This is a genomic window from Streptomyces sp. C36 (assembly GCF_040932295.1).
GTDB lineage: Bacteria > Actinomycetota > Actinomycetes > Streptomycetales > Streptomycetaceae > Streptomyces > Streptomyces triculaminicus.
In genome coordinates this window covers 286,283-309,938 of record NZ_JBFQGI010000004.1, presented here as the reverse complement: position 1 = coordinate 309,938, position 23,656 = coordinate 286,283, and the positions used below count along the sequence as shown (strand labels likewise).

Sequence of the window (23,656 nt, the reverse complement as noted above, 5' to 3'; positions counted from 1 at the left end):
TGCTCTCCAAAGGGGTGGTGCGGGGGTGTGGAGCGGGCCGGGTCAGCTCTCGGCGAGCAGAGACTCGACGCTGCTCTCGGTGAGCAGCGACTCGACGGCCTGCTTGGGGCGCTCCAGCAGCGTCCGGGCTGCGTGGGCGGCGGCTTCCGGGTCTCCGGAGGCGATGGCGTCCATGACGGCGTGGTGGTCGCCGTGGACGGTGGGCGGCATCTCCCGGTCGCCGAGCCCGGCGAGCAGGGCCTCGCGCACGGCGTCGCTGAACCAGGCGTAGGTGGCGGTCAGCGCGGGGTTGTGGGCGGCTTCCACGACGGCCCGGTGGAAGGCGACGTCGTGGTCGGCGTAGAGCTCGAGGCTTGTGGAGTCGGGCTGGCCCTCGGCGTCCTCGAAGGCCGCCTGGGCGTCCAGGGCCGCCCGCATCCGGTCGAGGTCGGCGGGCTCGTGCCGGAGCGCGGCGAGCCGGGCGCCCTCCGCCTCCAGGGCGATGCGCAGCTCGAGGACGTCGCGGACCCGGGCGCGGCGCAGGCCGCGCATGATCTCGGAGGGGTCGGCGGTGGAGACCACGAAGGTGCCCTCGCCCTGCTTGGAGCGCAGCATTCCGGCGTGCACGAGCACGCGGACGGCCTCACGGACCGTATTGCGGCCGACCTGCAGCTGTTCGGCGAGGGCGTGCTCGGTGGGGATGCGCTCCCCGACCGGCCATTCGCCGGCGCCCACCTGCGCGCGCAGTTGTTCGACGACCGTGTCCACCAGGGACTGCCGTCCCGCCGCACGGAGTGCCATGGCCGAAACCCTTCTCTCATCCGGTTGCCCAGTCATCCTACAACTGCGCGTCCGCGTTCCCCGGGCTACCGTCTAAGGGTGAACCTCGAAGGGCTGCCGGACCGGCTGTGGTCGCTGTGGTCCTCGGTCCGCGCCTGGGTGCGTTCCTCTCCCGGCACTCACATCTATCTGCTGATCATCGGCATCACCAGCCTCGTCATCGCCTCGGCCAGCGAGGGACTGGAGACCTTCCTCCTCCACCGCACCAGCAGCAACATCCACGAGCTCGACAAGCACCCGCTGCAGTCGCTGCTCATCAGCGGCTTCTGGATGGCGGACCCGTCCTCGTTCCTCTTCTACGCCGTGCTCTTCGAGGTCTTCCACGCCAACGTCGAACGCTGGATCGGCACGCTGCGCTGGCTGTGCGCGGTCGCCGTCGCGCACATCGCGGCCACGCTCGTCAGCCAGCAGATCCTGCTGCTGGCCATAGAGAGCCATTCGGCGCCGCGTTCGATGAAGCACGTCGTCGACATAGGCGTCTCCTACGGGCTCGCCGGGGCCGTGGGCGTCCTCGCCTACCGGATGCCCCGCCCGTGGCGCTGGCTCTACCTGACGGGAGCCGTGCTGTTCTTCGCCGTACCGCTGACGACCGGCGGTACGTTCACCGACGCCGGCCACGCGATCGCGCTCGCCCTGGGGCTGGCGCTGTGGCCGCTGACGCGCGGCCGGCCGACGTGGCGGTGGGACCTGGGCCTCGCGGCGCGCCGACGGACCCGGGCTCCCGGTGATGCGGAGGCCCTGGGCACGGCGAACGCCCTCGGCCCGTCGGGCGTCCCCGCCACGGCGGATGTCCCCGCCACGGCGGATGTCCCCGCCACGGCGGACGCCCTCGGCCCGGAAGCCGCCCTTACCCGAACAGACGCTCGAGAACCACGGCGATTCCGTCGTCCTCGTGCGAAGCGGTGACCTCGTCGGCCACCGCCAACAGCTCGGGGTGGGCGTTGGCCATGGCCACGCCGTGCGCCGCCCAGCCGAACATCGGGACGTCGTTGGGCATGTCGCCGAACGCGATGGTGTCCGCGGCCTTGACGCCCAGCCGGCGGGCCGCCAGCGAGAGGCCCGTGGCCTTGCTCAGACCCAGCGGCAGCAGCTCGACGATCCCGGCGCCCGCCAGCGTCACGCCCACCAGGCCTCCGGCCACCGTGCGCGCGGCCTCCGCCAGGGCGTCGTCGCCGAGGTCGGGGTGCTGGAGGTAGAGCTTGTTCAGCGGAGCCGACCACAGCTCGGACGCGTCCGTGATCGGAACGGCCGGGAGCGGCCCCTCCTGGACGCGGTAGCCGGGGCCGACCAGGACGTCGCCGTCCATGCCGTCGCGGCTGGCGGCGAGGTACAGGGGACCGACCTCGGCCTCGATCTTGGCGACGGCCAGGGCGGCGAGTTGCCGGTCCAGCGTCACCGAGGTCAGCAGCCGGTGCTCACCGGCGTGGTAGACCTGCGCGCCCTGCCCGCAGACCGCCAGGCCCCGGTAGTCCAGGGCCTCGAGGATGTGCCGGGTCCAGGCGACGGCCCGCCCGGTGACGACGATGTGCGCGGCGCCCGCCGCCGTCGCCAGACCGAGCGCGGCACGGGTGCGCTCCGAGACGGTCTCGTCGGCGCGCAGCAGCGTGCCGTCGAGGTCGGTGGCGATCAGGCGGTACGGCGGCGGGGGCTGCGGCGTCACTTGGCGACGGGCTCCAGGAACTCGCGGCCGCCGAGGTAGGGGCGCAGCACCTCGGGCACGCGCACGGAGCCGTCGGCCTGCTGGTGGTTCTCCAGCAGCGCCACGATCGTGCGCGGGACGGCGCACAGCGTGCCGTTGAGGGTCGCCAGCGGCTTGACGTTCTTGCCGTCGCGCATCCGGACGGACAGGCGGCGGGCCTGGAACTCGTTGCAGTTGGACGTGGAGGTCAGCTCGCGGTACTTGCCCTGGGTGGGGATCCACGCCTCGCAGTCGAACTTGCGCGAGGCGGACGAGCCGAGGTCACCGGTGGCCGTGTCGATGACCTGGAAGGGCAGCTCGAGGCTGGTCAGCCACTGCTTCTCCCACTCGAGCAGGCGCGCGTGCTCCGCTTCGGCGTCCTCCGGCGCGATGTACGAGAACATCTCGACCTTGTCGAACTGGTGGACGCGGAAGATGCCCCGGGTGTCCTTGCCGTACGTACCGGCCTCGCGGCGGAAGCACGGCGAGAAGCCGGCGTACCGCAGCGGCAGCTGGTCCGCGTCGAGGATCTCGTCCATGTGGTACGCGGCGAGCGGGACCTCGGACGTGCCGACCAGGTAGTAGTCGTCCTTGTCCAGGTAGTAGACGTCCTGCGACGCCTGGCCGAGGAAGCCGGTGCCCTCCATGGCGCGCGGCTTGACCAGCGCCGGGGTGAGCATCGGGGTGAAGCCGGCGGCGGTGGCCTGGGCGATGGCGGCGTTGACGAGGGCGAGCTCCAGCAGCGCGCCGACACCCGTCAGGTAGTAGAAGCGCGAGCCGGAGACCTTGGCGCCGCGCTCGACGTCGATGGCGCCGAGCGTCTGGCCGAGCTCGAGGTGGTCCTTGGGCTCGAAACCCTCGGCTGCGAAGTCGCGCGGGGTGCCGACGGTCTCGAGGACGACGAAGTCGTCCTCGCCGCCGCGCGGCACGTCCGGGTGGACGATGTTGCCGATCTGCAGGAGCAGGCGCTGCGCCTCTTCGGCGGCCTCGTTCTGCTCGGCGTCGGCGGCCTTGACGGCGGCGGAGAGCTCGCCGGCCCGCTTGAGCAGCTCGGCCTTCTCGTCGCCGGTGGCCTTGGGGATGAGTTTGCCGAGCGACTTCTGCTCGGAACGGAGTTCGTCGAAGCGGACGCTGGAGGACCTGCGCCGCTCGTCGGCGGAGAGCAGGGCGTCGACGACGTCGACGTCCTCTCCACGGGCACGCTGGGACGCGCGCACACGGTCGGGGTCCTCACGAAGCAGGCGAAGGTCAATCACCCCCCCAGGCTACCGTCGTGAGCTGCGATTGTTCGAGATGATATTCCCCTTCGTGGCGTTCTGTCCGGTTTTGTGGACGAGAAAAATCCCTTGAACAAAGGGCGAGGGTGATCGTGGAAATTCCGGAAAAGGCCTACGGGTGGCCGGTATTCATCGCCCCGTGGCGCCGCGCGGACGGGGCGAGCCGCCTTGGAGCGCCCGGCAGTTGGCGAACGGCCGACGCCGCGGCCCGGAATAGTCGTTGTCCACAGGAACGATGCCTTCCGCTTCTTTGTCCACAGGGTGCGCCTCCCCTCTGTGGATTTCGGAATGCAGCATTCCGCCCCGCTCTGTCATTCGTCAGAGTTTCTTGGGGCAAACCTCGCGCGGCCGCTCTTTAGGGTGGTATTCACTCCCTCTAACGGGTTGTTCGAGGCTTTTCGATGGACAGGGCGCCGGTGGGTAAGCGGCGGGGGCCTGTGGATGGTCGGATGGATAGCTAGAGAGATTTGTCGACGTTGACCGTTTCGCCCCTCGCGGCCACGTCGGGACGTGTCGACTTATCCCCAGGTCGAGAGCCGCCTGTGGATAACTCTGTGGGTAATTCACAGGCGGCCTGCCCCGAGGCCGCCTCCCAGCGCGCCGTACGGGCCCCAGAGCGCCGTACGGGCCCCAGGGCCCGCCCGTGGCGTCAGGCCCGGCCGTCCTGGCAGTGCGCCAGCCAGTCCGCCGCCGCCACGAAGTCGCGGTCCGACGTCCCGGGCCGGACCGTCCCCAGGGCACCCGACCGGTCGTCCGGGTCAACACCCGCACGCGGGTACGAGCCCAGGAAGCGCACCTTCGGGCAGGTCCGTTTGAGCCCCATCAGGGCCTCGCCCACCCGGCGGTCGGTGATGTGGCCCTCACAGTCGACCGAGAAGCAGTAACGGCCCATCCCCTCGCCCGTCGGCCGCGACTCGATGCGCATCAGGTTGACCCCGCGCGCCGCGAACTCCTGCAGCAACTCCAGCAGCGCACCGGGGTGATCGTCCCCCAGCCACACCACCAGCGACGTGCGGTCCGCGCCCGTGCGTGCCGCCGGCCGCGCCGGACGACCGGCCAGGACGAAGCGGGTCTGCGCGTTCTGCGCGTCGTGGATGTCCGTCACCAGCGGCTCGAGCCCGTACGTGGCCGCCGCGAACTCCCCCGCGAACGCGGCGTCGTAGCGGCCCTCGCGCACCAGGCGCGCGCCGTCCGCGTTCGACGCCGAGGACTCCCACGCCGCGTCCGGCAGGTGCTCCGCCAGCCAGTTGCGCACCTGCGGCTGGGCGACCGGGTGCCCGGTCACGGTCTTGACGTCCTCCAGGCGCGTGCCCGGCCGCACCAGCAGGGCGAAGGCGATCGGCAGCAGCACCTCGCGGTAGATCATCAGCGGCTCGCCGGTGGCGAGTTCGTCCAGGGTCGCGGTGACGCCGCCCTCGACGGAGTTCTCGATCGGCACGAGCGCGGCGGCGGCCTCGCCCGCGCGGACCGCGTCCAGCGCGGCGGGCACCGACACCATGGGAACGAGCTCGCGGGTGGCCGCCTCGGGCAGGGTGCGCAGGGCCGCCTCGGTGAAGGTGCCCTCGGGGCCGAGGTAGGTGTAGCGGGTTGCCGACCTCACGCGCTGTCCCTCCGAACCGATCATCTGCTGGAGCAGTCACGATACCGGTGGGTGGCGTGAGGCCGTTTCCCCCGAAGGGGTTCATCCCTCCAGCAACCGCTGCCCCACGTATTCGCCTCGCTCGCACCCGCCGGGCACCGCGAACAGACCGCTGGACTCGTGCCGGAGGAAGCGCGAGAGGCCGTCCCCCCGGTCCAGCTTCCGCTGCACCGGCGTGAAGCCCTTCAGCGGGTCCGCCTGCCAGGCCACGAACAGCAGGCCCGCGTCCGGTGCGCCGTCGTCGCGGAACCCGTCGTGGTAGTTGAAGGCGCGGCGCAGCATCGCCGCTCCCCGGTTGGTCGCCGGCGACGCCACCCGGATGTGCGCGTCGCCCGCGATGGCCAGGGCTCCGTCGGAGCCCACCTTGTTGAGGTCCGCGCGGGTGGTCTCCGCGCCCCCGGACAGCGGCGCGCCGTCGGACTTCCGGCGGCCGATGACCTTCTCCTGCTGGTCCAGGGAGAGGTTGTCCCAGGTGTCGAGCAGCATCCGGATGCGCCGCACGACGGCGTACGAGCCGCCCGCCATCCACCCGTCGGCGCCGTTGCGGTCGTCCGGCACGAAGATCCGGGTGTTGAAGTTCGCGTCGGACTGCTTGGGGTTGTTCGTACCGTCGATCTGGCCCATCAGATTGCGGCCGGTCATCGGCTGCTCGGTGGCGCCCGGCGTGCGGTTGAAGCCGTTCATCTGCCAGCGCATCCGGGCGGTGCCCGCCGCCAGCTTCTGCAGCATCCGCAGCGCGTGGAAGGCGACCAGCGTGTCGTCGGCGCCGATCTGCACCCACAGGTCGCCCTCGCTGCGCTTGGGGTCGAGGGCGTCGGCGGTGAAGGCGGGCAGCGGCTCGAGCGCGTCGGGGCGCTTGGCCGCCAGGCCGGTCCGGTCGAAGAAGGTACGGCCGAAGCCGAAGGTGATCGTCAGGGAGGAGGGCCCCGCGTCCAGGGCGACGCCCAGTTCGTCGCCCTGGGGCGTGCGGCCGTCCATCATGTCCGCCGTCGCGTCCGACCAGCGGCGCATCAGGGCCGCCGCGGCCTTGCGGTCCGCCGTGGGCACGAGGTCGAAGGCGGCCAGGTGGGCGTGCGCCTGCGCGGGCTGGAGGATGCCGGACTGGTGGGGGCCGTGGAAGGGCACGGCGGCCGAGCCGACGGAGGACAGCGGGTCGGGGCCCTCGCGCACGGCCTCGGCGCCGGCCGCGCCGGCCGCCCCGCCGGCGACGAGCGCGGCGGCGCCGGCCGCGCCGGCGGTGCCCAGCAGCCGTCTGCGGGAGACATGGGTCGGGCCGGGCGGTGTGTTCCTGGAGGCGTCGCCGGGCTTCGGTTCGGACGTGGTGTCAGTCTTGTCAGCCATCAATTGATCTTCACGTTCTCGATCTCGGTGACCTGGTCGATGTCCGAGGTCCGTACGGTCAGGGACAGCTGCCAGCTGTCGGCCATGGGCAGTCGGAAGTCGGTGGCCTGCCAATGACCGGCGGACTGACGCTTCAGATCGGCCCGCAGCGGACCGATGCGTTTTTCAGTCGCGGTCATGGACAGTGTCAGCTCAGGTACGTCCACGGGGCGGCCCGAGGCGTCCAGGAGAGTGACATCGACGGTGTTGGCCCCCGTACGGGCCGGGTCGACGGTGACGCGGGCGGTGCCCCGCCCGTTCGTCCCGCCGGTGTCGTAGGCGATGCTCACCTCGGCCGGTCCGGCGGCCCGCGCGGCGGACGCCCCGGACCGCTTCTGCTCCGCCTCGGCGCGGCCGGGCTGGGTGCCGGTGAGCAGGGTGGTGACGGCCAGTACGGCCACGGCGACGGCCGCCTCGGCGAGGACCGAGCGCCGCAGGCCGCTGCGGGGCGCGTCGGCGTCGCGCCGGCGCCGCCCCTCGGCCTTCGCCAACGCCGCGCGCTGCCGTGCGAGCTGGGCGGCGCGTACGGGATCGCCCGCGCCGGCCCGGCCGGCCGGAACCCCGGCGGTCTTCTTCGCGGCCGCCCTCGGCGCCGCGACGTCCGCGAGCCGGCCGGTCCACCGCCGCGAGAGGAAGGCGGCGGCCAGCAGGAGGGCGACCAGCGCCGTCTTCAGCAGCAGCCACCGCCCGTACTCCGTTCCGGTCAGCGAGCTCCACGAGAAGCCGGCCTGCCGCCAGGTCTGGTAGAGCCCGGTGGCCGCCAGCACGCCCACCGAAGCGAACGCCATCCGCGAGAAGCGCCGCACCGCCGCCCGGCGGACCGTATCGCCCGACCACAGGGCGGCCAGTAGCGCCGCGAGCCCGCCCAGCCAGACCGCCGCGGCCAGCAGATGGGCGACGTCCACCGGCATCGCCAGCCACGGCTGGATGCCGGCGGAGGCGTGCTCGGCCATCGCCCAGGTCGCCGCCAGCCCGGCCGCCACGACCGCGCCACCGGCGCCCAGCCCCCAGGCCGTGCCGCGCCCGCGCTCCGGAGCGCGGGCGCCGTCCTCGCGGCTGTGGGTGCCGAACAGCACCGCCAGGAACACCGCCGCCGCGCTCAGCAGCAGCAGCCGGGACAGCAGCGCCGCCCCGGGCTTGGTGGACAGCGCGTCGCCCAGCAGCGACAGGTCCGCCACCGACCCCAGGCCCTTGCCGCCGGCGTACGCGCCCCGCAGCAGCAACAGCGCGGTCGTCGAGACGAACAGGGCGACCCAGCCGCCCACCGCGACCCGCTGCACGGCCCGCGACGAGCGGCACACGCCGGCGAAGACGGCGCCGCCGACGAGCAGGACGAAGCCTCCGTACGCGGCGAAGCGGCCGATGTTGTAGAAGGCGTCGACGGCCGGGTCGACGCCGCCGGCGGCCGACGCCGCCGCGACCGTCGTCTCCGACGGCGCCCCCACCGAGAAGGTGAAGGCCCCGGCCACCGGGTGGCTGTCGGCCGAGACCGCCTGCCACGCCACGGTGTACGTGCCGTCGGCGATCCCCGCGCGCAGCGCGACGGCGGCCGTCTCCGACCTGCCGCCCACGTGCTCCGGCGCGCCCTGGTCGACGCGTTCGCCGCGCGGGTCGAGGACCCGCACGGAGTCGGCGCCGAGCAGCACGCCCTCGGAGAAGGTGAGCCGGACCTGCCGGGGCGCGCTCGCCACCACCGAGCCGTTGGCGGGGTCGGTGGCGGTGAGCGCGGCGTGCGCCGACGCGGTGCCCGCGCCGGCCGTCCACGTCCACAGCAGCGCGGCGAGGAGGGTGCCGAGGAACGACACCGTGCGCCGCGCGGCGGGCGGGGTCCTCATCGTGACCTCAGTCCTTCGGGCGGAAGGTGGTGCTCTCGACCGGCACCTGGATCCGGATGGGCGCCGAGGCGGCGAAGTGCAGGGTGAACTCGACCTTCTCGCCCGTCTTCGGCTTGTGGCCGAGCTTGCCCAGCATCAGGTGGGTGCCGCCGCGCGCGAGCGACAGCCTGCCCTTGGCGGGCACCTCCAGCGTCTCCGCGTGCTTCATCCGCGCGCCCTCGGTGGTGTGCAGGGTGACGTCGGGGGAGAGCGTGCTGGTGACCTTGGTGAGCCGGTCGGCCTTGCCGCCGTCGTTGACGACGGTGAAGTACGCGGCGGCCATGTCGGCCATCGCGGGCTCCGGCAGGTAGGCGCCGCTGACGGACAGTTCGGGCTTGTCGCCGGCCAGGGCGTTCTTCTCCGACTGGCAGCCGGTGACCAGCAGCAGGCCGCCGGCGAGCAGCAGCGGCAGGGTGGCGGCGGTGGCGGCGGTGGACTTGCGCATCACGGGTTCTCCCCCTTGACGATCTTCGGGAGATCCTTGGCGTACTGCTCGGACGTGGTGGAGGCGGTGTAGATCCAGTGCCCGCCGTCGTCCTTCGGCGAGAAGCCGACGACCTCGGCGCCGTGGCTGACGGTCACGGAGCCGTCCTTCTCCTTCTTGGGCGGCTCGACGAGGATGCCCAGCGGCTTGGCCGCCGCCTGGATGGTGGCGAAGTCGCCGGTCAGGCCGACGATGTCCTGCCCGCCCTGCGCGTCCAGCCACTCGCGCATCCGCTTGGGGGTGTCGCGCTCCGGGTCGGTGGTGACGAAGACGACCCGCAGCTTCTCCTGGTCGGCCTTGGAGAGCTTCTTCTCGGCGGCGGCGATGTCGGAGACGACCGTCGAGCAGACGTCGGGGCAGTAGGTGTAGCCGAAGTAGAGCAGGACCGGGTGGCCCTTGGTCTCCTTGATCAGCTCGAACTTCTTCTCCGACGTGTCGGTCAGGACCAGGTCGGGCTTGGCCTTGGGCGCGTCGAGGACGATCGCGCCGGCCTTGGTGGGCTCGACGGAGACGTCGGCCGCGGGCTTGTCGCCCGCATCGCCGGAGCCGCCACAGGCGGTCAGGGTGAGCACGGCGGCTATGGCGATCGCCGCGCCCGCGAACGTGGTGCGCATGGAGTGCTTCTCCAGAGATGGTCGGTGCCGCCCGCCCCGGCGGGCGCGTTCGTACGCGCTCGCCGGACCGGACGTGGCCGTGCGGTGGACCGGAAGCCGTGACGCCGGCGGCGGAGTGCCGCCGGCGTCGGCGGAAGGTCAGGCGGAGGCGCGGCGGCGGCCGGCGAGCACGCCGAAGACGACGCCGGCCACGCCCACGACGATGCCGGCGACGCCCAGGACGCGGGCGGTGGTGTCGGAGCCGCCCTCGGAGCCGGCGGCCTTCTCGGTGGTGGCGGACGCCGCCTCGGCCTTGGGGCCCTTGTCGTCGGCGGCGTTCTTCTCGCCGGGCTTCGCGGCCTTGTCGACGAGCTTGAGGACCGGGGCCGGGTGCTCGGCCTCGTGGCCGCCGGGCGTGGACGGGTCGATCCAGCGGACGACGTCGTCGTCGGAGTACGTCTGCAGGGCCTTGAAGACCAGCTCGTCGGCGTCGGTGGGCAGCTGTCCGACCGACACCGGGAACTGCTGGAACTGGCCGGGCTCGATCTTGCCGCCGGTCCAGGTGACCTTGCTGACGGCCTCCTCGATCGTCTTGCCGTGCATCTGCAGCGGCTTGTCGAGCTTGGTCTTCTCGACCTTGACCTCCCAGCCCGGCACCGCCTGCGGCATCACGGAGGCCAGCGGGTGCTTGGGGTCGAGGTTGAGCTCGAGCTTCACCGTCGAGGCGTCGTCCTTCTCGTTGGGCACCTTGATGTTGATGGTGCTGTAGCCGCCCTTCTCGGCGGTGCCGGGCTGCACGCTGACGTGCGCGGAGGCGGGGCCGGCGAGCAGCAGCACGCCACCGGCGGCGAGGGCGGCGACGAGGGAGGTACGGGCGGTACGGACACGCGATGCGTTCATGGGACAACACTCCACGGCAGGAAGGGATGAGGGTGGGGGTGGCGCGCGTGCGGCGGCGCCGCGACCGCCCTCCCGCCCCTGTCGGGCAGTGGTGCGTCGCGTCGTCAGGCCGCGAGAACGCAGCGCGGCGGTCCCCGCCTGATCACGGAATGCCGTAGTTCAGGCGCCCTGAGCGGGGATTCGTCGTCCGCGCGCGTGCGGCGCGCCGGCACGGCGGGCGACGCGGGCGCCCGCAGGCCGACGAGCACCAGGACGGCGCCCAGCGCCCGGACGAGCGCGGCGTCCACGACGTCGCGCGCGGAGCGCGCCGACAGCCGCACCAGCCGCCACAGCGCGGCCTCGCCGCGGCGCAGCAGCCAGCCGACGGCCAGGGCGGCGAGCAGGTGGCCGAGCACCATCGGCAGCGACGGCAGCAGGGCGTGCGGGAACGCGGCCGAGGCGCCGCCCGCGGCGGGCGCCGGCGCGGCCGGACCCATCGGGTGGACGGACGGGTCCAGTCCGGCGTCGGTGATGACCTGTCGGGCCTGGGCGGCCGACATCGGGCGCTGATCGCAGATCAGCTGCCCGGCGAAGTGGACGAGGTGACCCTCGGAGGGGACGGCCCGGCCGGACGTTCCGGCGCCGCGCTGCCCGAGCCCGAAGAGCGTGTGGAGGGCGAGCTGCCCCACGGCCAGGAAGGCCGCGATGCCCGGCAGCGAGCGCTCCCGGCCGGCCAGTGGTACGACCGCCGCGAGGACGAGCGCGAAGCCCGCGCCCAGCGTCCACAGGGGAACGCTCGCGCAGGACGCCAGCACGTGCCCGCCCGCGGACAGCAGAACACAGACCGCGGTGAACACCGCGGCCCGGATCAGTCGCAGATCGGCGCCGGCGCGCGCGACGGGGTGAGGCATGGCGGCGCCATCATCCCATCGGGCCGACCGGATCCCTACGGCAGGGGCTTGATCACCGGGGGCCGCCCGGCCCGGTCCGTCACCCGGATCACCGGGGCCGCTCGGCCCGGTCCCCATACACGCCCTCACCCACACGGCGCGTCGGCCGAATGAGCGGTCTCACAGTCCCGGCAGGCTTACCGCATGCCTCACCCGGCTATACGTATCGGTATGTCGAGCCGCAGCCAGGAGGCTGAGCATGAGCATTTGGTGGTCACTCCACTTGCGGCGCGAGGCCGCGAGCGTTCCGCTCGCCAGGCGGCTCCTGATCGGTGCCATGGAGACGGCCGGGGTCGACCCGGAGACGTCCTACGACCTCGCGGTCGCCCTCAGCGAAGCGTGCGCCAACGCCGTCGAGCACGGCGGTGACGCCTCGACCGGCTATCGCGTCACCGCCCTCATCGACGGCGACACCTGTCGCATCGAGGTCACCGATTCCGGGCCCGGATTCTCCGGACGCTCGCGACCGGGCCGTAGGCCGGCCCGCCCGACGCGCGAAAGGACCCCGGCCTCGGTTCACGACGAACACGGCCGGGGTCTCTTTCTGATCGCCTCCCTCACCGACCACGTACGCGTCCGCAACCGCCCGGGCCGGCAGGGCGCGGTGGTGAGCTTCGACAAGATCCTCAAGTGGCGCGACGGAGCGCCCCCGGCGGCGGCCCTGCTGAAGGCGTCCTGACCCGCCGCCGGTGCTCCGCGCGCCGCGGCCCGCCGGTCACGGGACCGGTCGGCCCGCCGGTCAGGAGACCGACAGGGTCAGCGGATGGACCTCGTCGGCCGGGTGACCCGCCCGCGTGTGGACGCGCTGGACGGCCTCCTTGGAGGGGCCTTCGGACAGGCAGTAGACGGTGCCCGACGAAGGATCCGCCCAGGCCCGCTGGAAGTGGACGCCTTCCTCTCGTTCGATGGCCAGGTCCGCCCGGTGCGCCTCCACGAGCTGCTTCTGACTGACGCCCTGCATGCCGTGATGGACGTCCATGAACAGGGTCATGACCGGGCACCTCCCTCGGTGCGAATGTCCTCTACGCCCATCATCCGCCCGTCGGCGCCCGCCCGCCGCCCGGCCCGCGACGCACGCGACCCCGTGGCCCGCCGGTGCGGGCCACGGGGTCGCGTGGAGGCGGTGGGGCTCAGCCCTGGGCGCCCTTGAGGGCCGCCATCCAGGCCTCGACGTCGGCCGACGTGCGCGGCAGACCGGCGGAGAGGTTCCGGTTGCCGTCCTCGGTGACGAGGATGTCGTCCTCGATGCGGACGCCGATGCCGCGGTACTCCTCGGGCACGGTGGTGTCGTCGGCCTGGAAGTACAGGCCGGGCTCCACGGTCAGCACCATGCCGGGCTCCAGGACGCCGTCGACGTAGGTCTCGGTGCGGGCGACCGCGCAGTCATGGACGTCCAGGCCGAGCATGTGGCCGGTGCCGTGCAGGGTCCAGCGGCGCTGCAGGCCCAGCTCCAGGACGCGCTCGACCGGGCCCTCGACCAGGCCCCACTCGACCAGCTTCTCGGCCAGGACGCGCTGGGCGGCGTCGTGGAAGTCGCGGTACTTCGCGCCCGGCACGACCGCCGCGATGCCGGCCTCCTGGGCCTCGTACACCGCGTCGTAGATCTTGCGCTGCAGCTCGGTGTACGTGCCGTTGATCGGCAGCGTGCGGGTGACGTCGGCGGTGTAGAGGGTGTGGGTCTCCACGCCGGCGTCCAGCAGGAGCAGCTCGCCGGAGCGGACCGGGCCGTCGTTGCGCACCCAGTGCAGGGTGGTGGCGTGCGGGCCGGCGGCGCAGATGGAGCCGTAGCCGATGTCGTTGCCCTCGACGCGGGCGCGCAGGAAGAACGTTCCTTCGATGTAGCGCTCGCTGGTCGCCTCGGCCTTGTCGAGGACCTTCACGACGTCCTCGAAGCCGCGGACGGTGGAGTCGACGGCCTTCTGCAGCTCGCCGATCTCAAACGCGTCCTTCACCAGGCGCTGCTCGCTGATGAAGACCCGCAGCTCCTCGTCGCGCTCGGCGGTGACCTTGTCGACCAGGGCCGACTCGATGCCCGCGTCGTGGCCGCGGACGTTGCGGACGGGGCCGGTGGCCTCGCGCAGGGCGTCGGCCAGCTCGCGGACGTCCTCGGCGGGCAGACCCAGCAGGAGCTCGGCCTCCGTCAGGCTGTGGCGGCGGCCGACCCACAGCTCGCCCTGGCCGTCGAGCCAGAACTCGCCGTTCTCACGGTTGGAGCGGGGCAGGAGGTAGAGCGTCTCCGTGTGGCCCTCCGGGCCCGTGGGCTCGAGCACCAGGACGCCGTCCTGGGTCTGGTCGCCGGTGAGGTAGACGTACTCGGTCGAGGCGCGGAAGGCGTACTCGGTGTCGTTCGAGCGGGTCCTGAGGTTGCCCGCCGGGATCACCAGGCGCTCGCCGGGGAAACGGGCGGACAGCTCGGCGCGGCGGCGCGCGGTCTCGGCGGCCTGGGGTATCGGCTGGAGATCACGCAGCTCGGTGTCGGCCCATCCGGACTTCATGTTCTCGGCGAGCTCGTCGGAGACGGCGGGGTAGAGGCCGTTCTTCCGCTGCTTGATCGGCTCGTCGCCTTCGGGGTTCTCGGGCGCGGGCTGCTGCTCGGTCACTGGCTTTCCTCCTCGAACGGGGCCGCTTTCCATCGTATGTGCGGAGGAATGCGGCGGAGAAGGCCATGACCGATGGCGATCGAAGACCGGGCGCGACAGGGGTCGCGCTCAGTCGAAGTGCGCCACCAGCAGGACGACGTCCTCGTCGCCCGGCCCGGCGGGCCCGTCCGGCAGGACCGTGCGCAGCACGTGGTCCGCGATCGCCTCCGGATCCCTCCGCGCGGACCTCGGCACGCTCGCCGCCGCCGAGTGCAGCCGGGCGAAGGACCGGTCCATGGCGTCGCCGGTGCGGTTGAGCAGACCGTCGCTGTAGAAGAGGAGCGTTTCTCCGGGTGCCGGTTCGATTTCCACGCTGGGCGCCTCCCAGCAGGCGAGCATGCCCAGCGGCGCCGAGAGCGAGGTCTCCACGTACTCGGCGCGGTCCGCGCCGATGATCAGCGGCGAGCAGTGCCCGGCGCCGGCGACGACGACCTTGCGGGTGCCCGGCTCGCAGTACGCGAAGAGCGCGGTCGCGGTGCGGGTCGGCTCGGTCAGCCTGAGCAGCAGTTCGAGGTCGGACAGGACGGCGACCGGATCCTCACCCTCTATGACGGCGTACGCGCGCAGGGAGGCCCTCAGCCGTGCCGTGGCGGCCGTCGCCCCGGGCCCGGAGCCGCTGATCCCGCCGATCGCGAGGCCCAGCGCCCCCTCCGGCAGGGACAGCGCGTCGTACCAGTCGCCGCCGCCCTGCGGCCCGGTGCGGTGCCGGACGGCCAGCCGGATGCCGGGCACCCGGGGCAGCCGGCCGGGCAGCAGCTCCTCGCGCAGGGCGCCCAGGGTGCGGCGGGCGCGGGTCAGCTCCAGGAGCCGGACCAGGTGCTCGGCCGCGTAGCCGCAGTAGAGGCCGGCCAGATGGCGCTGGCGTTCGGTGGGCTCGGCGGGTTCGTCGTAGAGCCATACGGCCGCGCCGACGCGGCCGGCGGAGGGGGTCTCGCCGGTGGGGGCGGCCGCCGGCTCCAGGGGGAGGGCGTAGCTGGCGGCGTAGCCGAGGCGGGCGGCGACCTCGCGGTGGCGGGGGTCGAGGTCGTCCTCGCCCGGGATGTCGGGGTGGGCCCTGCCGGAGCGGTCGCCCACGGGCGGAAGGTCGTCGAGGAGGCGGACGTACGGGCCGGGGGAGGAGGCGGGGTCGTGCGGGATGGTCTCGATGTGGCCGATGTCGGCGTGGCCCAGGCCCAGGCCCACGGTCAGCGGGTGCCCGCCGTGGTGGTCGGGGTGGAGGGTGACCAGGCCGCGTCCGGCGCCCATGAGCGAGGCCCCGGCACGCAGGAGTTCGCGCAGGGCGCCTTCCAGCTCCGAGGTCCGGGTCAGGCGCTCGGTCAGCTCCTGGAGCGTGGTCAGGTCGGAGACCCAGCCCGCGAGGCGGTCCTGCACCGGGGGGTCGGCGGTGGCACAGGAGGCGGGGGCGGAAGGGGGAGGAGGAACCGCAGGGGCGGAAGTGTGGGCGGGAGCGGGCACCGAGGGATCGATTCCGGCCACTTTCGGCAGGTGGGGCGCGTTCATGGCCGTCCGCTCCGGACGCACCGTGCGGGGCCGCCCCGGGGGCCGGGGCGCCGGTCGGGCCGGGGCAGCCCGCCGAGCGCTCTCGACCAGCTGCTTGGCCTGGGCGTTCTGCGTGACTGCATCGCAAACCCCCTGTCGTGTCGCTTGCGAGCGGTGCTCCACATGTACACGCCCGGGCAAGGGAATGTCCAGCATTGGACCAGTGGGATTGGTGGTGTCTGATGGGGTTCCGTACCTCTGGAGGAAGCCGTAAAGTTTGGCCGGAAAATAGTGCCCTGACTCTCGATTTGCGATCGACTGGCCTCGCTCCAACAACGCGTCACACCCGGCACGGTGGGTACGTACTCGGAGAAGGGCAGGGGCAGTTGGGGCCGCCCCGCAACCCGGCGGCGGACCTGAGCGTCCTATCGGTCGACGGCCACGCCCATCCCCGAGCGGCGTGGGGCAACCCATGCCGCAGGCGAGGGGCGCACCGGTTCAGCACGAAGCGCCATGCGCGCGCCACCCCCCGCCAGGTTTCACGCTCGGCCCGCGGCGTGATGCGCTGCGTGTGTCTACGCAGTGACTCGTGATCCACGTGGTGTGCCGGCCCGAGGGGCCACGGCGCGTTGAGTACCGCGCCGAGCAGTGCCCGTAGTGCCATGTAGCCCTCGCGCTTCCAGGGGCTACGCGTTCCATGCAGTCCAGGCGGTGCCCGCGGCTTCCGCAACCCCTGCGGTGCTCGCGGTTCATGTCAGCGTGTTCAGTTGTGCGATACGGCCCTTGCCCCCAGGCAAGGACCCACCTTCGGCGTTCACGGAAAGGAACGAGCGCTCATGCGCGAGATCCTCGGAAGGCGACGCAGGCTCTCCCTCCGGCGGGCCGGACGGTCCGCGGTGCTCACCGCGGCCCTGACCTACGCCACGGAGTGGCAGTGGCCCGTACTCCCCGGTGTGGGCCTGCGGCCCGGCATCGGCCGCGTGCGCGAGTGCGGCTGCCCTGATCCGGAGTGCGTGGTGCCGGGCGCCCACCCCTTCGACCCCGGCCTGCTGGCCGCCACCACCGACGCGCGGATGGTGCGCTGGTGGTGGACCAACCGGCCCGAGGCCCCCGTCGTGCTGGCCACCGGCGGCCGCGCGCCCTGCGCGGTGAGCCTGCCCGCCGTCGCCGGCGCCCGCGCGCTGGCGGCCTTCGACCGCGCGGGCGTGCGGCTGGGCCCGGTGGTGGCCACCCCCACCCGCTGGTCCCTGCTGGTGGCCCCGTACTCCCTCGAGGTCCTCGGCGAGCTGTTGCACCGTCAGGACTGGGTGCCGAGCTCGCTGCGCTTCCACGGCGAGGGCGGCTACGCCGTCCTGCCGCCGTCCCCCACGGGCGCCGGCCGGGTCCGCTGGGAGCGCGCGCCCAGGCCGGCCGGGGCCGTGGCCGGGCGCGGCGGAAGGCCGGGCTCCGGACGGCGTGTTGACGGCCTCGCACGGCCCTGGCTGCCCGATGTGGCGACGGTCGTCGACGTCCTGGTGGAGCAGAGCGCGAACACGGGCACGCCTGGTGGCGACGGCAGCAAGCTGGCGTACTGACCGCCGGCGCGGTGAACGGAGCGGCCGGCTCCGGCAGGCGGACGTGAGGGCGCGTACGGACGGGAGACGCCCGCGCTCTCACTCTTACGGGTGCAAGCCGCTCCGAGAACCGCAGGAAACGGGCGTGCGAGGGCGCTGAGAGCGCGGTCGTGCCCGTATGTTCGGAGCAAGGCCGTATCGGGCGCCTGTCACAGGACCGCCGACGGCCCGGCGGGGCATGCGTGCGTGCGTTCCGATCGCGAACGCACGAATACGTCCTCGCGATCAATCCGTTCCCGCCGCGCGAGCGCGCCGCCGTCCCCTTCGGCGGCGTGCGCGCTTCCGTGGCGCATCGCAGGCGAAGTGCAGGTGGGTCCGATGGTGCGTGCGTCCAGTGCCTCCAGTGTGTCCGGCTCGGTCCGGCGGCGGCGTGCGGTGAACTTCCGCATGATCGCTCTCGCGAGCACGGTGGTTCTGGCCGTCGTGCTGCCGCTGGCGGTCGCCTCGGCCGGTCCGGCCGGGCGGCGCGCGGAACCGGGCAGGTCCCCGGCCGACGGCACCGGACGCGGCGGCTCCGGCGCCGCGGGCCCCTCCGGCGCGTACGCCCCGTACGGCGGCTCCGGCGAGAAGGCGGCCACCGACGACGTCCTGGGGAGCCGGCTCTCCTCCGACGGCCTGATCGGCGCCGGACCGGACGACGGCGACCGGGGCATCGCCCGCTGCGGCCCCGAACTCACCGCCCCCGAAGGCGTGGAGGCCCAGACCTGCGTCCTTGAACAGGCGAACGACACCTGGGCCCGGACCTACTACCGCAACGCCACGGGCACCCCCCTGACCGGCGTCCTGACCCTCATGGGCCCGGCCGGGCGGACCGTGCAGGTGAATTGCGGCATGGCCGCAACCGATGATCCGGACATGTGCGAGACGCCCCACGAACCGACGGTGCGCGGACATGGCTCGTATGCAGCGGTCGCGGAGATCGCTTCGACGGACGGGAAGCTCCTCCTCCGCTCCGGCAGCAACTCGCCGGAACCCGAAGAGGATTGATCGCACGCCCACCGCGCACTCCGGCGGAGCGTCCCGGCGGAGTGCACCCCGAGGGGACACCGTGCGCGGTCCGGCGAGCGGTCCGCGCGCCCTGCGGGGAGGGGGAGTACGGGCCGGCGGGGCGGCATCGTCGCAGGTGAGGTGCCCTGGCGCCGACCCTGGGCCCGCCCGGGGGCGGTCCGTTCGGCGGCGGGCGCAGGGAGTTGTGGGAGGGGCGTGCACGCGGGCAGCGGGGCGTGGGCGGCTCTCGAGGGCTCACGGAGGACGGCCCTGCGTCGGTCGGGTGTTCGTCCTGGTGCCGGTCCGGTGTCGCTCGGATGTGCGCCCGGAGTCCGTCGTGGGGCCGCTCCGCGGCCGGTGCGGGGCCGACGGCGCCCGGTGGCCCGGCGATGTCCCAGGGCCTCGGCCGGCGGGCGTCCTCCGCGGGGCCGTACCGGTCCGGGCATGGAAACGCCCGGTCGCTGGCGACGGGGGATGCACCAGCGACCGGGCTTTTAGAACCGTAACAAGAGATCGGCGGTTCGCAAATTCGATCGTGGATTTCCGGACGCCGATTTCCGGTCTGGCAGCGGGAGTTGTGACAGGAGTCACGCACTTTGACTCGTCGTTTACCCGCCGCCATCACCGGAATCCAAACCTCCGCCCGCGTGACACGGCACGACGGAATCGATTGGGCGTCCGGGGCGCCCACGATCGGCGCCCACGTGGCCGGGTCTCGCCCAACCTCGCGGGCGCTATCGCCGTCAGTTCAGCGTGACCTGACGACTCGTAAGGCCCGCGCGGGCGCGCCGCTCGTCGGCGGTCAGCGGGGACTCGTCCGCCAGTGCCCCGGCCAGCCGTTCGGCGAACGCGTGGGCAGGCTTCTCGATGTCCGCCGCGCTCATGCCGCTCGGCAGGTCCCATACCGGCACGGTCAGCCCGTGCGCGCGGAACGACCCCACCAGGCGGGTGCCTTCGCCCAGCGAGGTGCCGCCCGCGGCGTGCAGCCGCGCGAGGGCGTCCAGCAGCGTCTCCTCGGGGTGGGTCATGACCCAGCGCAGGTGGTTCTTCTCCGGCGTCTCGCACCAGTACGCGGCGTCCAGACCGGACAGCCGGACGGTCGGGATCGCGGCGGCGTTGGCGCGCTCCAGGGAGGCCGCCACCTCGCCGGTGGCGTTCTCGGCGTTCTCCACCCAGAACTCGAAGCCCGTGTGCACGACCGGCTCGAACGGCCCTTCGGAGTCCAGCAGGTCCTGCAGGCGCGGGCCCTCGGCGCCGTGGCGCTCGGCGGCGACCGGCGTGCCGGGCTCGGCGGCCAGGGCGCGCCGCAGCGTGTCGGCGAGGTCGCGGCTGAGGTCGCCGGTGGGGGTGTCGTTCTGCAGCCCCAGCAGCACCGAGCCGTTGTCGCGGCGCAGCGCGGGCCACGCCATCGGCAGGACGGTCGCGAGCGTCACGGAGGGCACGCCCTCGGGCAGGCCGCCCTTGAGCTTCAGCTCCACGGTCGCGGCGGGCACCAGCTCGCGCAGGGCGACCCAGTCGGCCTCGCCGGGCAGCCCCTCGAAGGGGCGTCGCACCAGCTCGGCCACGGCGTGCGAGGCCTCACGGCCGTGACAGGCCTTGTAACGCCGGCCCGAGCCACAGGGGCAGGGCTCGCGGGCGCCGACGACGGGGATCGGCGCGTCGCCGGCCTGCGGCTTGGCGGCAGCCTGGGTCTGGGGGCGGCGCTTCTTGGCCATGGTGTGCGTGTCTCCCGATCGGTGCGTCCGGCTCGTGTGCCTGGCGGCATCACTTCGTTGACGGGCGCGAGCCTAGCGCCCGGCGTGCGGTGCGACGGGGCACGCGCGCGAGCGGGGCGGACCGGGTCGGGAAGAGGGGGCAGAAGAAGGGGAGGAAGAGGGGGTGGAAGGAGGCGCGGAGTCGGCGCCGGGCGGCCAGGCCTCGGCTAGGCCGGTTCGTCGAGGTCGGAGTAGAGGAGGAGCGGGTCCACGTCGACGCGCGTAGCGAAACCGGCGCGCGCGGAGAGCGCCGCCCATACGGTCACCTCGCCGCAGGCGTCCCGTACGCCCCAGTCCTGGGAGAGCGCGTTGATGATGTTCAGGCCTCGGCCACCGCGCGCGGTGACGGACGGAGTGGCCGGAAAGGGCCGGGTCGGACCGCCGCCGTCGGTGACCTCGACGGTGAGCCTGCCGCGGGCGTCGACCCGCCAGGCGGCGCGGAAGGCGCCGTCCGTTCCCATGCCTCTGTCGCCGTTCTCCCGGCCCAGCGGGCGCCCGTGCCGGTACGCGTTGCTGAGCAGCTCCGAAAGGATCAGTACCGCGTCGTCGATGACCGTGTCCGGTACCCCACCGGCGCGCAGTTCCTCGCGCATCCGGTGTCTCGCCTCGCCCACACCGGCGGGACCATGGGGTACGGCCATGATCGACGACGTGGGCACCTCCTGTGCCACCACCAACGCCACCCCCGAGACCTCCTTTGCCCCACGTCAGGGGATGGATGCCCCAATGGACTGGACCGGAAACCGGCCAACCTTCACCGGGTGGGGCACTCGCGCGGGTCGAATACGTACCGAACGCGCCGGTGCACTCCATGTAATGGGCGCCGCCCGGAACCCGTGGCGCCGCGATCGTCAGCGGCGCCGAGCCGCGTCAGCGGCGGCCGAGCTGCGTCAGGACGGCTTTCGGCCGGTTGGTGATGACCGCGTCCACGCCGAGGCGGGCGCACAGCTCGACGTCCTCGGGTTCGTTGACCGTCCAGACGTGCACGCGGTTGCCCGCGCGGTGCAGCCGGGCCACGTAGTCGGGGTGGTTGCGCACGATCCGGATGCTCGGCCCGGCGATGTCGACGCCCGCCGGCAGCCGGCCGTCGCGGTAGCGGAGGGAGAGGAACTGCATCAGATAGACGGTGGGCAGGGCGGGTGCCGCCGCCCGGACCCGGTGCAGGGACCGGGCCGAGAAGCTCATCACCCGTACGGGCGAGGGGTCGTCCCGGGGCGGGTCGGCGAGGCCGAAGCGGCCGAGCAGGGCCAGCAGCCGCTCCTCGACCTGGCCGGCCCAACGGGTGGGGTGTTTGGTCTCGATGGCGAGCTCCACGCGCCGCCCCGAGTCGGCGACGAGCTCGAGGAGGCGCTCGAGGGTGAGGACCGAGGTGTGCTCGCGGTTGTCGCGCTCGGGGTCGCGGTCGGGCGCCTCGCGCTCGCCGGTCGGCGCCTTCCAGGATCCGAAGTCGAGCGCCGCGAGGTCGGCGAGCTCGAGGGCGGAGACGGCGCCGCGGCCGTTGGAGGTGCGGTTGACCCGGCGGTCGTGCACGCAGACCAGGTGCCCGTCGGCGGTCAGCCGTACATCGCACTCCAGCGCGTCCGCACCGTCCTCGATCGCCTTGCGGTAGGCCGCCAGCGTGTGCTCGGGGGCGTCGTCCGAGGCTCCGCGGTGGGCGACGACGTCGAGGGGACGGCGCTCGGGGCGGTCGTTCCCGGCCGGGTACGCGTAGGTCACCGCGTTATGGTGCCACCGGCTGGCACAATCCCGCATGCGGTCCAATTTGTCCCGTAGTAAGGGCGGGCCGCCGAGGTCACAGGCTGCGCTTACGGTGGTCTGACGCGCCATGGGAAAAGCTGGTCGCAGACATATGCGAGCGTGGCCGGAAATCGCGACCGACCTGACGTGCACCTGATTGAGGAGACGACGACTGTGAGCACCGAGAACGAGGGCGCCGCCCGTCCGGCTGACGCCGGGCTGGACAAGGCGGCTCCGTCCGAGGGCGTCATGCCACAGGCGCCCGCCACCGATCGGACGGCGCAGCTTCCGGCCGTTCCGGCCGAGCCTCCCCTCACCCCGCCCGCGTCGGCGGCCCCCGAGGCCATGACGCCGCCGCGGCCCGACGAGGCGACCGCGGCCACGGGCGGTACGGAGAGCACGAACGGCACTGCCGGCACGGACGGCACCGGCGGCCAGGCGGTGCCGCCGCCAGCCGTCGACCCGTACGCCCAGGCGGCGCCCACCGGGCAGTTCCCCGCGGCCCCGCCCGCCCCCCAGGACTCCGCCGCGTTCGCGGCCGCCGGCGCACCGGGTGCCCCGGCGGGCGCCCCGGCCGCCGCGCCCGGCGGCTGGTACGGCGGCGCCGACGCGCCCCCGCCCTACGGCGGCACGCCCGCGCCCTGGGGTGCGCCCGTACCGCCGAAGCGCAAGCGTTCCGGCGGGCTCGTCGCGGCCGTCGTCGCGGCGGCCCTGATCGCCGGCGGCGTCGGCGGCGGCGTCGGGTACTGGGCGGCGGACAAGGGGGTCGGCGAGAGCTCGACCACGCTCTCCTCCTCCGGCGACCCGAAGACCGAGAGCCGCAGCCCCGGCTCGGTCGCGGACATCGCGAGCAAGGCGCTGCCGAGCGTCGTGACCATCGAGGCGCAGAGCAGCAACGGCGAGGGCGGCACGGGCACCGGCTTCGTCTACGACAAGCAGGGCCACATCCTCACCAACAACCACGTCGTCGCCTCGGCCGCCGACAGTGGCAAGCTCGCGGTGACCTTCTCGGACGGCAAGCAGTACGACGCCGAGGTGGTCGGCCGCGCGCAGGGCTACGACGTCGCGGTCATCAAGCTGAAGGATCCTTCCGGCGCGAAGCTCCGGCCGCTCCCGCTCGGCGACTCCGACCGTACGGCCGTCGGCGACGCGACCGTCGCCATCGGCGCGCCGTTCGGCCTGTCCGGCACCGTCACCACCGGCATCGTCAGCGCCAAGAAGCGGCCGGTGGCCTCCAGCGACGGCGGCAACGGCAAGGCCTCGTACATGAGCGCCCTGCAGACGGACGCCTCGATCAACCCCGGCAACTCCGGCGGCCCCCTGCTCAACGCCCAGGGCGCGGTCATCGGCATCAACTCCGCCATCCAGTCCGCGGGCGGCGGTGGTGGTGGCTTCGGCGGCGGCCAGGGCCAGGCCGGCAGCATCGGCCTCGGCTTCGCGATCCCGGTCAACCAGGCGAAGAACGTCGCCGAGCAGCTGATCAAGTACCGCACGCCCGTCTACCCGGTCATCCAGGCGACGGTGAACATGAAGGACACCGGTCAGGGCGCCAAGATCGACGGCAGCGGCTCGGAGGCCGTCACCCCGGGCGGCCCGGCGGACAAGGCCGGCCTCAAGGCCGGCGATGTGATCACCAAGCTGGACGACACCAAGATCGACAGCGGTCCGACCCTGATCAGCGAGATCTGGACCCACCGCCCCGGCGACAAGGTCACGGTCACCTACACCCGCGACGGCAAGACCACCACGGCGCAGATCGTCCTCGGCGAGCGCCGGGGCGACAACAGCTGACCCTCCGGGTTCTTCGGGGCGGCGCCGGGTGCGGGCGGCCGGCGTGCGTCTTTCAGGTGACGTCGGCCCGCCGGGCGATCGTC

20 protein-coding genes and 1 pseudogene are annotated in these 23,656 nt (G+C 73.2%); 5 read left to right on the top strand and 16 right to left on the bottom strand.

The features are described 5' to 3' along the window. Nucleotides 1–42: 42 nt before the first annotated feature. Nucleotides 43–780 (bottom strand): FadR/GntR family transcriptional regulator, encoded by a 738-nt coding sequence (locus tag AB4K12_RS14935; RefSeq protein ID WP_368434685.1) that lies wholly within the window; start codon nt 778–780, stop codon nt 43–45. A gap of 78 nt (nt 781–858) precedes the next feature. Between AB4K12_RS14935 and AB4K12_RS14930 the strand changes: the two genes are divergently transcribed. Further along, nucleotides 859–1,725 (top strand): rhomboid-like protein, encoded by an 867-nt coding sequence (locus AB4K12_RS14930; protein WP_368434684.1) that lies wholly within the window; start codon nt 859–861, stop codon nt 1,723–1,725. On the opposite strand, the gene AB4K12_RS14925 is transcribed toward AB4K12_RS14930, so the two are convergent. From AB4K12_RS14925 to AB4K12_RS14885, 9 genes are all read right to left on the bottom strand, one after another. Continuing rightward, a complete protein-coding gene (locus AB4K12_RS14925) occupies nt 1,667–2,479 on the bottom strand; it encodes an HAD family hydrolase (RefSeq protein WP_368434683.1) in 813 nt (270 codons plus the stop codon). The genes AB4K12_RS14930 and AB4K12_RS14925 overlap by 59 nt on opposite strands. Continuing rightward, nucleotides 2,476–3,753, bottom strand: coding sequence for a serine--tRNA ligase (gene serS, locus AB4K12_RS14920; RefSeq protein ID WP_368434682.1), 1,278 nt, complete (start codon nt 3,751–3,753; stop codon nt 2,476–2,478). The genes AB4K12_RS14925 and serS overlap by 4 nt, the downstream gene beginning before the upstream one ends. A gap of 670 nt (nt 3,754–4,423) precedes the next feature. Next, nucleotides 4,424–5,374, bottom strand: coding sequence for a prephenate dehydratase (gene pheA, locus AB4K12_RS14915; protein WP_368434681.1), 951 nt, complete (start codon nt 5,372–5,374; stop codon nt 4,424–4,426). Nucleotides 5,375–5,455: 81 nt separating this feature from the next. After that, a complete protein-coding gene (efeB, locus tag AB4K12_RS14910) occupies nt 5,456–6,754 on the bottom strand; it encodes an iron uptake transporter deferrochelatase/peroxidase subunit (RefSeq protein WP_368434680.1) in 1,299 nt (432 codons plus the stop codon). Next, nucleotides 6,754–8,628 carry a copper resistance protein CopC gene (locus AB4K12_RS14905; RefSeq protein ID WP_368434679.1) on the bottom strand — a complete coding sequence of 625 codons (1,875 nt, stop codon included), beginning with the start codon at nt 8,626–8,628 and terminating at the stop codon, nt 6,754–6,756. Before AB4K12_RS14905 ends, efeB begins: the two co-directional genes overlap by 1 nt. Before the next feature lie 7 nt (nt 8,629–8,635). Continuing rightward, entirely contained in the window at nt 8,636–9,112 is a 477-nt protein-coding gene (locus tag AB4K12_RS14900) for a copper chaperone PCu(A)C (RefSeq protein WP_368434678.1), read from the bottom strand. Next, nucleotides 9,112–9,765, bottom strand: a complete 654-nt coding sequence (locus tag AB4K12_RS14895) for an SCO family protein (protein WP_368434677.1) — start codon at nt 9,763–9,765, stop codon at nt 9,112–9,114. The genes AB4K12_RS14900 and AB4K12_RS14895 overlap by 1 nt, the downstream gene beginning before the upstream one ends. Nucleotides 9,766–9,903: 138 nt before the next feature. Beyond that, nucleotides 9,904–10,644 (bottom strand): YcnI family protein, encoded by a 741-nt coding sequence (locus AB4K12_RS14890; RefSeq protein WP_368434676.1) that lies wholly within the window; start codon nt 10,642–10,644, stop codon nt 9,904–9,906. 104 nt (nt 10,645–10,748) lie between these two features. Further along, a complete protein-coding gene (locus AB4K12_RS14885) occupies nt 10,749–11,534 on the bottom strand; it encodes a hypothetical protein (RefSeq protein WP_368434675.1) in 786 nt (261 codons plus the stop codon). A gap of 238 nt (nt 11,535–11,772) precedes the next feature. On the opposite strand from AB4K12_RS14885, the gene AB4K12_RS14880 reads away from it, so the two are divergent. Next, complete coding sequence (locus AB4K12_RS14880; protein ID WP_368434674.1) at nt 11,773–12,252, top strand: ATP-binding protein; 480 nt, start codon at nt 11,773–11,775, stop codon at nt 12,250–12,252. A 60-nt stretch (nt 12,253–12,312) separates the two neighbouring features. Here the strand turns inward: AB4K12_RS14880 and AB4K12_RS14875 are convergent, their stop codons facing one another. From AB4K12_RS14875 to AB4K12_RS14865, 3 genes are all read right to left on the bottom strand, one after another. Beyond that, a complete protein-coding gene (locus AB4K12_RS14875) occupies nt 12,313–12,564 on the bottom strand; it encodes an SCO4226 family nickel-binding protein (protein WP_368434673.1) in 252 nt (83 codons plus the stop codon). A gap of 139 nt (nt 12,565–12,703) precedes the next feature. Further along, nucleotides 12,704–14,173: an aminopeptidase P family protein gene (locus AB4K12_RS14870; RefSeq protein WP_368434672.1), complete on the bottom strand. Its 1,470-nt coding sequence runs from the start codon at nt 14,171–14,173 to the stop codon at nt 12,704–12,706. A 108-nt stretch (nt 14,174–14,281) separates the two neighbouring features. Beyond that, complete coding sequence (locus tag AB4K12_RS14865) at nt 14,282–15,907, bottom strand: PP2C family protein-serine/threonine phosphatase (RefSeq protein ID WP_368434671.1); 1,626 nt, start codon at nt 15,905–15,907, stop codon at nt 14,282–14,284. Between the two features lie 620 nt (nt 15,908–16,527). Between AB4K12_RS14865 and AB4K12_RS14860 the strand changes: the two genes are divergently transcribed. Both AB4K12_RS14860 and AB4K12_RS14855 read left to right on the top strand, forming a co-directional pair. Further along, on the top strand, nt 16,528–17,265 hold the full coding sequence (locus tag AB4K12_RS14860) for a bifunctional DNA primase/polymerase (protein ID WP_086572194.1): 738 nt from the start codon (nt 16,528–16,530) through the stop codon (nt 17,263–17,265). A 426-nt stretch (nt 17,266–17,691) separates the two neighbouring features. Beyond that, nucleotides 17,692–18,291, top strand: a complete 600-nt coding sequence (locus AB4K12_RS14855; protein WP_368434670.1) for a hypothetical protein — start codon at nt 17,692–17,694, stop codon at nt 18,289–18,291. A 743-nt stretch (nt 18,292–19,034) separates the two neighbouring features. Here the strand turns inward: AB4K12_RS14855 and AB4K12_RS14850 are convergent. From AB4K12_RS14850 to AB4K12_RS14840, 3 genes and pseudogenes are all read right to left on the bottom strand, one after another. Further along, the gene (locus tag AB4K12_RS14850) at nt 19,035–20,006 is read right to left on the bottom strand and encodes a DUF5926 family protein (RefSeq protein WP_368434669.1); all 972 of its coding nucleotides are present in this window, start codon (nt 20,004–20,006) and stop codon (nt 19,035–19,037) included. A 206-nt stretch (nt 20,007–20,212) separates the two neighbouring features. Beyond that, nucleotides 20,213–20,815 (bottom strand): annotated as a pseudogene (locus AB4K12_RS14845) (ATP-binding protein). A gap of 100 nt (nt 20,816–20,915) precedes the next feature. After that, a complete protein-coding gene (locus AB4K12_RS14840) occupies nt 20,916–21,761 on the bottom strand; it encodes a glycerophosphodiester phosphodiesterase (protein WP_368434668.1) in 846 nt (281 codons plus the stop codon). Nucleotides 21,762–21,956: 195 nt separating this feature from the next. On the opposite strand from AB4K12_RS14840, the gene AB4K12_RS14835 reads away from it, so the two are divergent. Next, a complete protein-coding gene (locus AB4K12_RS14835) occupies nt 21,957–23,573 on the top strand; it encodes a trypsin-like peptidase domain-containing protein (protein WP_368434667.1) in 1,617 nt (538 codons plus the stop codon). Nucleotides 23,574–23,656: the final 83 nt, after the last annotated feature.